The organism is Paenibacillus sp. KN14-4R (assembly GCF_052180255.1).
GTDB lineage: Bacteria > Bacillota > Bacilli > Paenibacillales > NBRC-103111 > Paenibacillus_AM.
Map to the genome: position 1 here is coordinate 2,483,003 of NZ_CP197466.1, position 15,231 is coordinate 2,498,233.

At 41.6% G+C, this 15,231-nt stretch carries 17 protein-coding genes; all 17 read right to left on the minus strand.

Features of this window, described 5'->3' with window-relative positions:
• Window positions 1-45: 45 nt before the first annotated feature.
• The 17 genes from ACSBOP_RS11975 to ACSBOP_RS12055 all read right to left on the minus strand — a co-directional run bounded on the left by ACSBOP_RS11975 (window position 46) and on the right by ACSBOP_RS12055 (window position 15,231).
• The gene (locus tag ACSBOP_RS11975) at window positions 46-681 is read right to left on the minus strand and encodes a class I SAM-dependent methyltransferase (RefSeq protein WP_442600769.1); all 636 of its coding nucleotides are present in this window, start codon (window positions 679-681) and stop codon (window positions 46-48) included.
• 208 nt (window positions 682-889) lie between these two features.
• The gene (locus tag ACSBOP_RS11980) at window positions 890-1,429 is read right to left on the minus strand and encodes a GNAT family N-acetyltransferase (protein ID WP_442600770.1); all 540 of its coding nucleotides are present in this window, start codon (window positions 1,427-1,429) and stop codon (window positions 890-892) included.
• Between the two features lie 275 nt (window positions 1,430-1,704).
• Complete coding sequence (locus ACSBOP_RS11985) at window positions 1,705-2,013, minus strand: low molecular weight protein tyrosine phosphatase family protein (RefSeq protein ID WP_442604457.1); 309 nt, start codon at window positions 2,011-2,013, stop codon at window positions 1,705-1,707.
• An 857-nt stretch (window positions 2,014-2,870) separates the two neighbouring features.
• Window positions 2,871-3,662, minus strand: a complete 792-nt coding sequence (locus tag ACSBOP_RS11990; protein WP_442600771.1) for an FRG domain-containing protein — start codon at window positions 3,660-3,662, stop codon at window positions 2,871-2,873.
• 268 nt (window positions 3,663-3,930) lie between these two features.
• On the minus strand, window positions 3,931-4,359 hold the full coding sequence (locus ACSBOP_RS11995) for a GNAT family N-acetyltransferase (protein WP_442600772.1): 429 nt from the start codon (window positions 4,357-4,359) through the stop codon (window positions 3,931-3,933).
• Window positions 4,360-4,622: 263 nt separating this feature from the next.
• Complete coding sequence (locus ACSBOP_RS12000) at window positions 4,623-5,051, minus strand: DUF6678 family protein (RefSeq protein ID WP_442600773.1); 429 nt, start codon at window positions 5,049-5,051, stop codon at window positions 4,623-4,625.
• A 329-nt stretch (window positions 5,052-5,380) separates the two neighbouring features.
• Window positions 5,381-6,121, minus strand: a complete 741-nt coding sequence (locus ACSBOP_RS12005; RefSeq protein WP_442600774.1) for a cyclase family protein — start codon at window positions 6,119-6,121, stop codon at window positions 5,381-5,383.
• A 956-nt stretch (window positions 6,122-7,077) separates the two neighbouring features.
• Entirely contained in the window at window positions 7,078-7,503 is a 426-nt protein-coding gene (locus tag ACSBOP_RS12010; protein ID WP_442600775.1) for a hypothetical protein, read from the minus strand.
• A gap of 68 nt (window positions 7,504-7,571) precedes the next feature.
• On the minus strand, window positions 7,572-8,498 hold the full coding sequence (xerA, locus tag ACSBOP_RS12015; protein ID WP_442600776.1) for a site-specific tyrosine recombinase/integron integrase: 927 nt from the start codon (window positions 8,496-8,498) through the stop codon (window positions 7,572-7,574).
• Window positions 8,499-8,724: 226 nt separating this feature from the next.
• Window positions 8,725-9,561, minus strand: coding sequence for an alpha/beta hydrolase family protein (locus ACSBOP_RS12020; protein WP_442600777.1), 837 nt, complete (start codon window positions 9,559-9,561; stop codon window positions 8,725-8,727).
• Window positions 9,562-9,605: 44 nt separating this feature from the next.
• On the minus strand, window positions 9,606-9,788 hold the full coding sequence (locus ACSBOP_RS12025) for a 4-oxalocrotonate tautomerase (protein ID WP_442600778.1): 183 nt from the start codon (window positions 9,786-9,788) through the stop codon (window positions 9,606-9,608).
• Window positions 9,779-10,567 (minus strand): 2-keto-4-pentenoate hydratase, encoded by a 789-nt coding sequence (locus ACSBOP_RS12030; RefSeq protein WP_442600779.1) that lies wholly within the window; start codon window positions 10,565-10,567, stop codon window positions 9,779-9,781. The genes ACSBOP_RS12025 and ACSBOP_RS12030 overlap by 10 nt, the downstream gene beginning before the upstream one ends.
• Window positions 10,568-10,570: 3 nt before the next feature.
• Complete coding sequence (gene dmpG, locus ACSBOP_RS12035) at window positions 10,571-11,599, minus strand: 4-hydroxy-2-oxovalerate aldolase (RefSeq protein WP_442600780.1); 1,029 nt, start codon at window positions 11,597-11,599, stop codon at window positions 10,571-10,573.
• Complete coding sequence (locus ACSBOP_RS12040; protein ID WP_442600781.1) at window positions 11,589-12,485, minus strand: acetaldehyde dehydrogenase (acetylating); 897 nt, start codon at window positions 12,483-12,485, stop codon at window positions 11,589-11,591. Before ACSBOP_RS12040 ends, dmpG begins: the two co-directional genes overlap by 11 nt.
• 13 nt (window positions 12,486-12,498) lie before the next feature.
• A complete protein-coding gene (locus ACSBOP_RS12045) occupies window positions 12,499-13,275 on the minus strand; it encodes a 2-keto-4-pentenoate hydratase (RefSeq protein WP_442600782.1) in 777 nt (258 codons plus the stop codon).
• Window positions 13,276-13,307: 32 nt separating this feature from the next.
• Window positions 13,308-14,756 (minus strand): aldehyde dehydrogenase, encoded by a 1,449-nt coding sequence (locus ACSBOP_RS12050; RefSeq protein WP_442600783.1) that lies wholly within the window; start codon window positions 14,754-14,756, stop codon window positions 13,308-13,310.
• A 13-nt stretch (window positions 14,757-14,769) separates the two neighbouring features.
• Window positions 14,770-15,231 (minus strand): RidA family protein, encoded by a 462-nt coding sequence (locus ACSBOP_RS12055; protein ID WP_442600784.1) that lies wholly within the window; start codon window positions 15,229-15,231, stop codon window positions 14,770-14,772.

Genomic DNA, 15,231 nt, shown 5'->3' on the forward strand with positions numbered 1-15,231 from the left:
CCTCTGCAGACCAAGGGGCGTATGCCCCGCAGTGGGAACACGGTGTTAGACGACGTAACTTGGCTTCATTGCTATCTCCCACAAAAACTTTTTTCTTGTATATCTTTCCATTTCATATTCTTCTGCATGAACCAAAGTCCACATATTCCCACTAAAAAAACGGTTAATCTCCTGTCTATCAAAAAATCTTCTGTATATTCCTTCATTCTCCAGTAAATATTTCTCTTTAGTTTGTTCAACTTCCCCTTTATTTCTTATTTCATTTACTGAATTCAGTCTGGATAACAATAAGCCATCAAACATTAACACTCTATGTATCTCACTAATAACTTTGATTGTTGTGTCCTCATCGAAATAATGGAGACTCAAGTCAGCTATGATTACTTTTATTGAATTCTTTTCAAATGGTAGTCCCACTGTCATATCGAAACAGGCAGTTGTAATACTTGGGATCATTTCATTCAATTTTTTTAATGCTTCTTCAGAAATATCACATGCAATTGGTAATATCCCTTTCTCGAACAAATACAGTGAGTTATTACCAATTCCGCAACCTAAATCAACTATACGGTCTCTTTCCTCTTTTAGGTAATCATCGTATTTGTCAAGCCAATTATCGTAAACAGGCTTGAGACCCGGTCTTCTATATGATTCATTCCAGTATTGTTTTAATGGTTTCATATTTTCTCCATTCAAGGTATGTCGTCTAACGTCTTTGTATTCACGAACCCTCACTGGCTTAAGGGCGCCAGCCCGGGTCCGACGGACTTAGCCAGTGCAGGGTTGTCCGGCTGCTCCCGCTTCTCCGAAATCCCTCTGCCGGGCCGAGGGCCGGATGGCCCGATGTGTGAATACCGTGTTATAGGATGTCAGCGCCTTCCTGTATAACCTACACTATTCTTCTTTCGTTCCATTCCCTTTCAAGCATTGAATAAATTGATTCATCACACCATTTTCCATTACAAATTCTCACCTCTCTAAGCGTACCATCCTTTACCATCCCAACCCGATTCATTAACTTCTCTGACATTAAATTGTCAGTATTTATATACGCAACAATTCTGTGTGCATTCAGTGCGTTGAATGCATATTCAATAATTAGATTGACCGCCTCAACTCCAAATCCCTGTTTCCAATGGTTCGGGTGCAGTGCGTAGCCAATTTCCCATTCTCTAATCTCTGCCCAATTTAATTTAATACTAATTCTCCCAATTGGTTTTTCATTATTTCTCGTACATATTGCAAGTTCATATCTCTCACGAAATTTGTTAATAGAAGATAAAAGCATTTGATAATGTTTTTGAATTTCCGTAGTTTCAGGCGCCTTGCTATACTGATACGTCAATGAGTTCGTTTCCAAATCATTATAAAAACCAAAATCCTTTTCATTAAAATCTCTTAAAATAATTCTTTCTCCCTTGATTTCCAATTATTATCATCCTTTTTTTAATATTGCGCTGATTTCCTATAACGTTATTGTATTCACGAACCCGAGAACCTTAAGGGAGCAAAGCGACCGGCCGCTGCGTGGTTAGGTTCGCAGGGTTGTCCGCGTGAGCCCACTCCCCGAAATGCCTCGGGCGGACCAAGGGGCGTAAGCCCCACAGCGTGAATATTGTGTTATAGGATGTCTGGGGCTCCTTGAGTTACATTCGAAGTCTATTAAAATCTTCGTTTACTCCTTTATTCAGGTACTTCTATGTATTAAGATACTCTCGACTTTAAGATCTCTATTAACTCTTCATCCATAAATTTATAATCATCTGGAATATCAAGACATATTAATTGTTTATTCAATAAGTTAATTGAAAATTTCTCTTTAAGTCTTCTTGTATGTTTCTTCTCCATTACAAAAATCAAATCAGCCCAGCCAATGTGCCCTTCAGTAACTTTAATTCTTGCACTATTTTCTGTCCCTGCAGATTTAACTTCATAACCATTAAAACTATTAAAGATCTTCTCAGCTGTCAAACTTCTCCATTTGTTACGGCTACATATAAATAGTAATTTAATATCTTGTCACCTGCAATTTATGACTTTTACGCTCTTATAATATGGGTTTCCCCGATTTCCTATAACGTTGTTGTGTTCACGAACCCGAGAGGCTTAAAGGAGCGCAGCGACTGGGTCGTCAGACTTAGCCTCGCAGGGTTGTCTGCCTGATCCACTTCCCCGAATTTCCTCGGGCAGACCAAGGGGGCTTGTCCCCCGCAGCGTGAATATTATGTTATCTGCTGGACCTGCCCCACTTCTTCGAATAAAGACAGGACGTCGACCCTCAGCTCTTATCATGTTTTCAATAGTGTTTAAGCCGTTCTTATCACATGGATCTTCTTACTAAAATTGTAACTATTCTTTATCTCATACTACCTTCTTCTTGATTAATCCACAATTGATCTTCAATATTTTTTCGATGACTTACATCTTGTGTTCACTTTCACAAATATGTATTCCAACTGTTATTTCATTGACCTCCCGAATTACTTTCAATACATGTCCTTGTTGAATGTTGCCATGCTAACTTCTCGATTTACCTTCAAAACATGTCTTAATAAGCAAAAATATACGCACTTCTCTTCAAGCAACAGGACGTTGCGGACGTTACACCTTCAAGATTCTCTTGGGGCAGATTTTGCAGATAACGTCTCTTGTATTCACGAACCCGAGTGGCTTAAGGGCGCTTGCGCCCGGGTCCGACGGACTTAGCCTCGCAGGGTTGTCTGCCTGTAATCGCTTCCTCGAAAATCTTCGTGCAGACCAAGGTTCGGCGTAGCCGAGCCACGGCGTGAATATAGTGTTATGTGATGTATCAGCCTCATCTTCGAATAAAGACAGGACGTCGACCCAAATCAGTAAAATCTTATTGAATGTTAATAATTACTTATTGAAATATTCATATTTGAAAAAAGAGACGCGCCTATCAAGTCTGGAAAGAGCGTTAAATGATTGATATTCATTCTATTAAGAGCTTTTAATATTGTAAGTCTTTCTGAATTACGTATTACTATTTTTATTAATCTTGCTTTGTCTACCACACCTAGATAATACTTCTTAACTAAAGTTTCTATATCAACATTCATAGGTCCCCATGTAAACAAACCACTCTGGTTTACTAGCCTATGATTATCGTCAGAAAATGGTTTAATAAACTGTATTAAATTATCATTTTCTTTTGGATCCTTGGATAATTCAGTACATTTCACCTCTATATTGCTTTGATTTAAAACATATATCGCTCTATATTCGTCTTTATCACTTTCTTCAGAAAAGGCAAAAAAAGCAGCTACAAAAGGTGATGTTGTCCAATCTAATAGTGGAGTCGCAAGACCATAATGTTGACCTACAGCCCACCACTCACTTTCTGAATTAAGCAATAATGGATTATTTCCACGTCTTCCTCGTGTAGCATACTTAAAGGTCTCTAAATGATTTCTTACCAACTCCTCTTTGTTATCCTTATCTTTCAAGATTCTATCCAATGTCGGTTCAAGTAACCAGTTTGATGAGCGTTGCCCTCTCCATATATAGTGGTTTTGATCGAGCAAGTTTCCATATACAAACTCATTGAATTCAAGCCAATTACTTATTTCAATCTGGAATACTCCATCAACTATTGATTCTATTGATTTATTTACTTTTTCGTCAAATTTACTTATTGTCATTAATTTACCTCTTTTCTCCTAGCAACAGGACGTTACGAATGAACAACTTACAATCAAGATTTTAGGCTGATATTTCACATAACGTTTTTGTATTCACGAACCCGAGAGACTTAAGGCGACGAATGTCGCCGGGTGGCTACGCCACTTAGCCTCGCAGGGTTGTCTGCTGAGTCTACTTCTAGTAATTGCATCTAGCAGACCAGGTGCGAATGAACCGAGCGTGAATATTGTGTTATATGATTCCTATGCCTTCTTCGAATATTTCCATTCAATAATTATCAAGGGTTTTCTTCAAGTAATAGTGTGTATGTCTACCTGCATTTTCGATCGTGCCATACACTTCAAAGCCTTGCTTCTTATAAAAATCTAAAGCTTGAAAGCCTAATGTATCCGTCTTCATAAATTCACATTGTTTCTCCCTTGCTATTCTCTCAACCTCATGCATTAGTTTTGTGCCATAACCTAACTTTCTATATTCAGGTTCTACATATAAGTATTGTATTTCGAGCCAGTTCCAACAAATCTCTCCTAGTATTCCACCACAAACTTGCTCTTGTTCGTCCTTAAGAAAAATATGTAATTCTTGATATCTCCCTTTTAAATCATCAGGAAAATGTTTCATATTGTATTCAAACATTTTGTTCCTAACATAATTCTTCAGCTCATCACTGTTTTCATTCATTATCGTTAACGACATAGGATTCCATTCCTCCATTTAGATCTGGTATACGGTTTTATAGATCTTTGCGTAGGTTTCATATAACGTTCTTTATCTACGAACCCTCACTGCCTTAAAGGAGCGTAGTGACTAGCCGCGATGCGGTTAGGCAGTGCAGGGTTGTTTGCTGAGTTCTCTTCTCCGGAAAATCCTCAGCAGACCAAGGAGCGTGAGTGACGCGGCGTAGATACGGTGTTATAGGATGTCAGCGTCTCCCTGAATTACCCCAAATTTCTGTCTTGCTATTGATCTTTTATTATTTTGCCTGTTTGCGATGTATACCCGTAAATATAAATCGATTCATTACTCCGGTAATATGGAATTGAATACTCTTTAAGTATCCCAATAAATTCTTCGGTAATATCAATTACTTCAGGTGGTATCAATTTCCCCTTATTTACAATCCGTCTTGGTCTAACCCTTATCCATTCAACTTCATAAAACGGCATTAGTCCTTCTACCCAATCCCCCACATACCACACATCATCTTCAAACTCATTTGGAGACGGAGATTCCACTAATACATACTTTGCTTGAAAAGGCGGTGGAAATGGCAAGGTATTAAGAACTGCAGTTTGTAGCTCATTCCACTTAGTTTTGTTCATTATTGAGACTAATTGTCTTTCCGAAACTGCATTCATGACTTTTTCTTTGAAACGATCACGATCCAATAATATTACCGCCTTTAGGGATCAAAAGTGTTTTGGTTTAACTAGAAATTTACGCTGATTTCCTATAACGTCTGGCATTACTGACGTTCAGGCGGCTTATGTGACCGTAGGGAACGGGGTGTCAGACTTAGCTGGTTGAATGTGTCGCCTGAATTAACTTCTCCGAAATCCCTCTTGGCGACCAAGGAGCTTAAACGGCGCAGTTGGAATGCTCTGTTATAGGATGTCAGCGTCTTCTATGAAATATCCCTCAACTATATCTATCTTTAACTATAGTGTCCCGTTAGCGCAATGACCTGTGGTACGGTTCCCCGTATTATTTAATGAGTCTAGGCCAACAAAATAGGACGAATAGGAGATCCAGAACCATTTTTAATTTTCAATGGAAGTGCCATAAAAATCCCCATTGCTGGAGCTTGGCTCATTCTACTGAATCCCTCCATAATTAAAATATTGTTCGGCAAAAAATATTCCACATGTCCTGGAGCACTTAGAATTTTCCCATCTAACATGCAAATGTCTACACCTGGTGTATCTGCCCCAATTGCTTTAATTCCTGCCTCACGAAAATATTTGCATACTTCGCTGGTTAGACCAGGCTCGTTTTTACCCCACCATTCTCTTTCAATACCGCTACAGTCCGGCCTGTAATATTTATCCCAACCAAAATCAATAAGAACAATATCACCCGCCTGAAGGGAGAATTCATCACGCTCTTCTATTTCTTTAATTATTTCCAATTCAACTGGTTTACCTGCCTCAGGAGCAAAGGATACAAGATCGTATTTCTTATATGGACCAATTAAACAATCAACGGGCAATTGGTCAATCGTTGCTCGTTCTCCGTGACAATGGACAGGGGCATCAACATGAGAACCCGTGTGCTCTGAAATAATTAAGGTTTGAGCATAATAACCATGGTGGCAAAAATTGCGATGATTCTGCACAATTCCGAGTGAGGGATGATTATGGAATCCAGGCATATTAGTTTCGAATGTCGGTGAAACATCGTATACTTTTAGTTGATTTAAACAATTCATAAAGTTATGTATAACATCAGTTGATTTCAAATGAACTTCCTCCAAGTCTGGGTAAATGCACAATTCTACTTTCAAAAATATAAAAAATTCCTCAGATAATATTGTTTTGACAAAAAATGAACTAGGAACAACTTGAAAAACATGCATAAAAAATACTAACAGCGTATTTTCAAAATATTTCGTCCTAACTATGATACTCTTCTTCGGAGTTAATCTCCAACTCACCTCCCGTCAGATCTTAATGTCAACAGTGTTTTTATGATGTTCGCTGATTTCCTATAACGTTTGTGTATTTACGAACCCGAGAGGCTTAAAGGAGCGAAGCGACTGGGTCGAAAACTTAGCCTCGCAGGGTTGTCTGCCTGATTCCACTTCCTCGAAATTCCTCAGGCAGACCAAGGGACGCATGTCCCGCAGTGTAGATACGATGTTAACTGATGCCTCTGACTTCCTGAATTTCGATCAAAATTCGCTTCATTTCTTTAATGATCTTCAACATGTTCTTTAATTTACTTTGGTTTCATTCTTTAATATGGGTTAAACATAACTTCTATGTATTCTTCACTATCGTTCTTCTATGGTAGTATATCCCATAATATCTTCCTGTGCTCTTATTTTTCCTCATCTTTATAAAAAGAGTCGCGACATCGAAGGGGTTTACTCATTTCCTCGGATTGCCTCGCGACTATTGGATTTACTTCTGATTTCATGTCATTCCACGTTATTATAATTAATTCCAATTCATTTCATAATCTTCTTTCCCCTTACATCTTTTTATATCATGATCTCAGAGGTTTCAGTTAACGTTTGTGTATTCACGAACCCGAGAGGCTTAAGGCGACGAATGTCGCCGGCTGCGCTTGCGCAGTTAGTCTCGCAGGGTTGTTCGCCTGACCACGCTTCCCCGAAATTCCTCGGGCGGACCAAGGGAGCGAAAGCGACCGCAGCGTGAATATAATGTTATAAGATGTCCCCGCCTTCGTTGCTTAATCTATACCATTTCTCTGCTTCCATCTTTCAATTTGCTTTATAAATTCCTTTGAATTAAATGTACTTTCCAATTTGCTTATTTGATTTAATTCTATTTCATCAGATTTTATTGCACTTATTACTATACTTTCTAGAGCAAGATAGTGCTCTTCCTTATAAATGTCTATTAATTGATCTAGCACTTCGCCGGACCAGAGCAAGTTATTAAAATAGAACCAAATAATATGCTCCTTTGCACTAGAATGAACATTAATTATATCCTTATTATCGGTTATTACTTTAATTGTAGATCTATTCAATAAGCTATGTATTCCTAATTGTTCTGTAAGTTCCATTGAATTGATTAGATCTTCTAATTCCTTATAATTCTTTTGGGTTGCTGCTAAATCAATCTTCTTTATTATAGAACTAATTTCATTCATTCAGATTCACCTTCAATTTAATCTTTGCGGGGATTTCTTATAACATAAAATCTGCGACACATGTCGCTTTATTTCCCATCCGTAGATGGATTCCCGTCGTCCTTACTCATCATAATCCGATCGAGTGGGCTCATCACTTTTCGCGCATCCTTAATACTCACGTGTGTATAAATCTGTGTAGTCTTGATATTCTCATGACCCAGTAGCTCTTGAATATAACGCAGGTCCGTACCTGCTTCTAGTAAATGCGTTGCGAACGAATGACGAAGCGTATGTACGGTTGCAGCTTTCTTAATATCTGCCGTTTCACGTGCACTTTCAAATACTCTCTGTACACTACGTTCAGTGATTGGGCGATCACGCTCTGCCCCAGGGAACAACCAATCGAAGGGACGTTCCCTCTCTACATAAACACGGATCATCTCGACGGCTTGACGGGACAAGACGGTGACACGATCTTTTCTACCCTTACCCTGCCTGATATGTACAATCAATCGCTGATGATCAAGATCATGCAGCTTTAGTCGAACCACTTCACCAATTCTTAAACCAGACGAGTAAGTCAACATCAGAATCGTCTTGTGCTTTATGTTCGGTATAGCAGCTAATAAACGCAATACTTCATCAACAGATAGAACAGCAGGCAGCTTTTTTTCTTTCTTGCTTCTTGGAATTTTCATGATCAGTTCAGGACGACCACAAGCCTTGCCCAGAAAAAGCTTCAGTGCACTGATCACCTGATTCATATACGAATGAGAGAAGTCTTGCTCAAATAAACGAAGGAGATACGTTTGTACATCATCCTCTTTTAAATGGAAAAACACTTCCGCATGCGTTTGACAGAATCTCCTGACATGACCTTCATAAGCTTTTTTAGTCTTGGAACTAAATCCTCTTAGGGTCATCAACTTTGAGAATTGTTCTCTCTTCTCTCTCATTACCTTGGCAGACAGAGCATCACAGGGAAACCATTTTCGAATAAACGTGACTTCCATAATTAAGTTCTCATCAAATTGAACACGTTCAGGACCGAATAATTCGTATATCCTTAACTTCTATCACTTAATGCAATCCCCTTTTCTTATTCCATTCCTGTTAAAGAATCCCTGCATTTTACTGAATTTATGATCGAAAATTGTTGAAAAAAGGGACAGTCCCTCCACAATTGGAGAAACTGTCCCGATGCTTTCGGAGGCTCGGAGAATCGTCACCGAGTCTTTATTAAATTTCTTCTTGGAGCAGTATAACCGTTGATTCCACAACAAGCAAGCCTTCATCCGTCTTCGGATCAATCAATTTATAGTGATCGCCTCTTGGAAAAGTGATATAAGTAACCGAATCCCCTGCAGCTTGTGCAGCTTGCAAAAAATGATCGCTAATACCAATCGGAACGTTAATATCCAGTGCACCATGTATGATTAAAAGCGGAACACCTATAGGCAAAAGCTCAATAGGAGAGCCTTCTGCATATCGAGTCATTTGCCCATCTGGTGTTCCATTCATCAAGTCACGTGTTGGATTATTATTCGTATCCGATATCACGTCTTCCAAATGATGCACTTCTTGCATTAAGGCAAGATCACAAACCCCAGCTAGACTAATCGCACCTTTTAATTGCAAAGGCTCGATTGCTGCGCGAAGCACACTGTCTACAGGCAAATTGTTTCTCGCTGCAAGCCAAATTGCTAGATGTCCACCCGCCGAATGTCCTATTGTAGCTACCCGATTAAGATCAAGCGGGTACGTCTCAGCTAATGTTCGAACATAATCCGAAGCAAGCGAGCAATCTAGAAATGTTCCTGGCCAACCGCCACCTTCATGCCCAACTCGACGATACTCAATATTCCATGTCGCGATCCCCTGATTAGTCAGTGCATCTGCTAATGGATTGATGTGATCTAGATTGTACTTTGCTTTCCAGAACCCCCCGTGAATAACAATAGCAACGGGAAATGGCCCTTCACCTTGCGGCAGCCTCAGATCACCAAATTGATTCTCATTGTCCCCATATTGTATCCGTATAACTTCACGAGGTAATTTTCCAAGTTTAGAACCCATTACCTTCAATCCCTTCTTGCTAGCATAAGCCTGATCACTTAAGATTACTGATCTTTCGTGACACCCCCTGCCCCCCAATGGGAAGCAGGAATTTCGGTCACGAGCACACGTACTTGTTCTTTTTTAACTAGTAGACTATTGACGACAGCGTCCGTTACTTCGGCAATTAAACCTGCAACTTGATGCTTTTCTCTGCCTTCAAGTATGGAGATTTGCACTATCGGCATACGAATGTCACGCTTCCCATTCCGCCTATTTGAACGAGTACATTGTCACCTGCTGCGAATGAGATCGCTTCTGTTATAGCACCGCTTAGGATAATCTGGCCTTTTTTCAGACCGAGACCACGTTCACCTAGCTTATTCACTGCCCAGGCTACTGCTTCAGCCGGATGACCCAGTACAGCTGCACCTGATCCAGTTGTTTGAACAAGACCATTCTTCGACATCACAACGCCTACTAGAGATAAGTCGACTGCATCTGGTGCGACCCAAGTGTTCCCCACTACAAAACTAGTTGAGGAGCAATTATCTGCTACAACATCAGGGAGTGTAAAACGGAAATTCTCATAACGGCTGTCTATAATTTCAATCGCAGGCGCAACATAAGCTGTCGCGCGCATCACATCATCTGCGGTCATATTCGTTCCTTGCAAATCTTCACCGATCAGAAAAGCAATTTCTGGTTCGGCTTTCGGGTGAATGAACCGCTCGTAAGGAGTTGGCTCCCATTCCGTAGCGAGCATATCGTCGGTCAAATAACCATAGATCACTTCGTGCACACCCATCATCTGCTGCTTCGCTTTGCTTGTTAAACCAAGCTTTAAACCGATGCAGCGCTCACCTGCTTGCTCTTTACTGGCGATAAGCAGCCGCTGAATATCATAAGCAACTTCAATGGGGAGTTCTGGATAGCGAGAAGTGATTTTCTCCACCTCACGTTTTTCCAGTTCGGCAGATAGGAGCCAATCCGCAAGTTCTTGTTTTAATTCTTGTGTCCATTCCATCTGCTATACCCTCACTTTCTTAAGCTGTGCAAGCTCGGATGCTACGTCGATGATCATATCTTCTTGTCCGCCAACCGCCTTACGGCGACCCACTTCAAGTAAAATATCCCGAGGATCGATGCCAAAGCGTTTACCCGCTCTTTCTGCATGTAAGAGAAAGCTGGAGTATACGCCTGCATAGCCCATCACCAGACTGCCTTTTCGAATTTCCTGAGATTGTGGAAGCATTGGACCTACTATGTCTTCTGCAATATCCATCATTTTGTAAAGATCAATCCCAACATTCATGCCCAAACGATCTAGAACTGCAATTAATACTTCAGTCTGTGCGTTACCTGCACCCGCACCTAGACAACGCAAGCTACCATCAATACGAGTCGCTCCTTCTTCAATCGCAACAATGGTATTCGCTACCGCTACCGACAAATTGTTATGCGCATGGAAACCAATTTCAATATCCAAAGACTGACGAAGCGCTTTAACACGTTCATGCACTTGCTCAGGGAGTAATGCTCCTGCGGAGTCCGTTAAATATACCGCTTCTGCGCCATAACTTTGCATTAACTTCGCTTGTTCCACGAGCTTTTCTACAGGCGCAGAGTGACCCATCATCAAGAAACCGCACACTTCCATTCCAAGTTCACGAGCCATATGGATGTGTTGAGCAGAAACATCCGCCTCGGTCACATGTGTAGCAACCCGAACAAGTCCTGCGCCTAGCTGATGCGCTTGTTTCAATTCGTGAACGGTTCCCACGCCAGGGATTAACAGCACAGCCACTTTGGCTTGTTTACACGAAGCAACTGCTGCTTCAATTAATTTCATTTCATTAACCAACGAGCGTCCATACTGAATGGTTGAGCCCCCAAGCCCGTCGCCATGGCTAACTTCGATATAATGTACACCTGCATCATCAAGCGCTCCTGCAACCGTCTGCACTTGTTCTACAGTGAATTGGTGAGCGACGACATGACTACCATCACGTAAACAAACATCCGTTATACGGATCGGCTTATCGCTATTACGTTCCAAGATTAACTCCCCTCCCATCCAATAAGTGACATGCGATTTGCTCGCCTACTTTTGCTGCAGCAGCTGTCATAATGTCCAGATTGCCTGCATAAGGCGGAAAATAATCGCCAGCTCCTTCTACTTCTACGAATACGGTTACACGATTGCCTTCGAACAATGGCTCCTGCTTTAATCGATAGCCCGGTACATACTGACGAATTTGCTCTAGCATGTCATGAATGGATGTCACAATTGCGGCTTCGTCCATATGCTTCACTTCACAGTAAATCGTATCGCGCATCAAAATAGGAGGTTCAGCAGGGTTCAAAATAATAAGGGCTTTCCCCTCATCTGCTCCACCAATTTGCTCCAGACCCTGACGAGTTGTCACTGTGAATTCATCGATATTCGCTCTTGTTCCAGGACCAGCACTTTTACTCGCAATGGTTGCCACGATCTCTGCATAGGACACATCAGCCACTTTGTTAATGGAATGAACGATTGGAATGGTTGCTTGCCCACCGCAAGTAATTAAATTTAGATTCGATGTTTCCAATTGAAGCAGTGCATCCAGATTAACAGCTGGACTTACGAATGGACCTCTTGCTGCAGGAGTCAAGTCAATTGCGACTTTTCCTAGCTCTTTCAGTACTTTTGCATGACGAACATGCGCTTTTGCCGAAGTTGCATCGAAGACAATATCTGCAAGATCAGGTTGATCGATAATCGCTTGAATACCATTTGAAAATATCTCGTATCCTCGATCCTCTGCACGCTTTAATCCATCGGAGTCTGGATCGATCCCGATCATCGCAGTAAGATCGATATGCTCACAACGTTCCAACTTGTACATGAGATCTGTTCCAATATTACCGGAACCTAAGATCGCTGCCTTGATTTTGTTCACAGGAAGTCCCCCTCTATACAAATGTCACGCTTACTGACCCCATTGTTTCAAACCTCGCCGTTACCGCATCTCCTTGTTTCACAGCAACAGCTCCACTAAGTGCACCTGGTAAAATGAGCTCTCCCGCTTTCAAGCTAATTCCAAATTCATGAAGCTTATTGGCAAGCCAAGCTATGGCATGTGCTGGATGACCAAGTGCTGCTGCTCCTGCTCCGTTACCCACTTCTATATCATTTTGGAAAAGGGCCATCCCTACCGTTCTCAGATCCAACCCAGCAATAGATGTCTTATGATCACCCACAACGACAAGTGCAGAAGAACCGTTATCCGCAACGGTATCCTCGAGCTTGATTTTCCAATCCGCAATACGGCTATCTATAATTTCAATCGTGGGTACAACATAATCCGTTGCCAGAAGTACATCCAAATAGTTCACATTCGGACCCACAAGATCACTTTTTAGTACGAAACCAATTTCTGCTTCTACTTTGGGTGAAAGTAAGCTGCTAACTTCGACAGTACCATTATTTTGTACAACCATATCATCAAGTAAGTGACCATAATCAGGTTCATTTACGCCGAGCATCGTTTGCATGGCTTTGCTCGTAAGTCCTACTTTTTTACCGATAACGACTCTGCCGCTTTGAAGCTTTACATCCAAGATTTGAAGTTGAATTTGATAGGCATCTTCGACATGTAAGCCCCCGTAACGTGATGTAATCGGCTGTATGGGCCGACAGCTTTTCTCAGCATCTAACAATTGCAGTGTAATTTCTCTTATGTGTTCCATACTCAAACCATCCTTTATCCGTTCAGACTTCACTATAATTTCATCGTAATTGTCTTCGCTTCGGTATAGAACTCAAAGCTATGACGTCCGCCTTCACGTCCAATACCACTTTGCTTCGATCCACCAAATGGTGTTCGCAAATCGCGAATATACCAGCAATTGATCCACAGTAAACCAGAGTTAACTGAAGCTGCTACACGGTGAGCGCGTCTGAGATCATTTGTCCACACGACACCTGCTAAACCATAAATCGAATCATTCGCGATACGAATGGCATCATCTTCTGTCTTAAATGGAATAATCACGATAACGGGGCCAAAAATTTCTTCTTGCGCCACGCGCATCTTGTTATCCACATCGTATAGAACCGTCGGCTCGTAGAAATTACCTTTCTCCATACCTGCAACACGCTTGCCGCCATGTGCCAATTTCGCACCTTCGGACAGGCCGATTTCCACATAGCTTTCTACCACCTCAAGATGCCCTTTGGATACGAGCGCACCCATATCTGTCGTTGGGTCAAGTGGATCACCAACCTTGATTTTCTTCGTTGCTGCTACGAATTTTTCAAGAAATTTCTCATAGACCGTATCTTGTACAAGTAAACGAGAGCCAGCTAAGCAGATTTCGCCTTGATTTCGGAATATGGCCTCAATTGAACCTGCAATGGCTTCATCCAGATCTGCATCTTCAAAGACGATGTTGGCTGATTTGCCACCGAGCTCAAGTGAAACCGGTATTAACTGCGATGCAGCATTGCGCATGATCGTCTTACCTGTACTCGTTTCCCCTACAAAAGAAATTCGGCGTACGTGCTCATGCGTCGTCATTGCCGTACCTACTGTGCTGCCAGGTCCTGTTAAAATGTTCAATACACCTGGAGGAAGACCCGCTTCATTTGCAATTTCACCAAGCATAAGCGCACTTAGTGGTGTGTAGGAGGCTGGTTTCACAACTACGGAGTTTCCTGCTGCAAGTGCTGCAGATGCTTTCCAAGTCATTTGCATGAAAGGCAAGTTCCACGGAATAATCAAGCTTGTTACACCTGCCGGCGCATATTTCGTGTAAGAACTGTAGCTGCCTTTATCATAGTGCTCATGATTCACATACTTCGCCATTTCCGCAAAGAAACGCAGGTTTTGTGCTGCACGAGGAATATCGAAACCTAAGCTTTCTTTAATTGGTTTACCAACGTCCATTGTCTCTACACGAGCAAGTTCTTCCACACGCTCAAGTATAAGATCGGACATCCGGCATAGGATTTCAGAACGCTTATCCACCGACTTCTTCGTCCATACACCGCTTTCAAAAGCAGCCTGTGCAGCTTCAATCGTACGATTTACATCTCGCTCATCTGCACAACCAACGTCTGCTAGCTTCTCGTTCGTAGCCGGATTGATCGAATCAAACGTTTTGCCAGAAAGCGCATCCTGATATTCCCCATTGATAAATAATTTCGCTTGTTTGACTGGACCTGTCATGGTAACCTCCCGCTTACTCCTCGATCTCCAAAATCATCTCGATCTCGATTGCCGTGTTATTTGGCAGCTGCGCCATTCCAACTGCGGAACGACCGTGTCTACCTTTGTCTCCGAAAACAGCAACTAACAAATCAGATGCACCGTTCATGACTTTGGGTTGATCAGTGAAGACTTCTGTGGAATTTACAAAACCTAATATCTTCACGACACGTTTCACTTTACTTAACTCACCAATTTCCGCTTTTACTGCACTCAGAAGGTTCAGCATCGATTGACGAGAAGCTAGATAACCTTCTTCTAATGTGAGATCGCGTCCTAATTTACCTTTGTATTGATCAACACCCTGACCTGCTGTAAATATCAAATTGCCTGTTCTTACACAGGGTACATAGTTGCCAATCGGTTGACGAGGATTAGAAAGCTCAAGTCCGAGCTTTCGGATTCTTTGTTCAGGTGTTAACGTTTGTTCGATCAT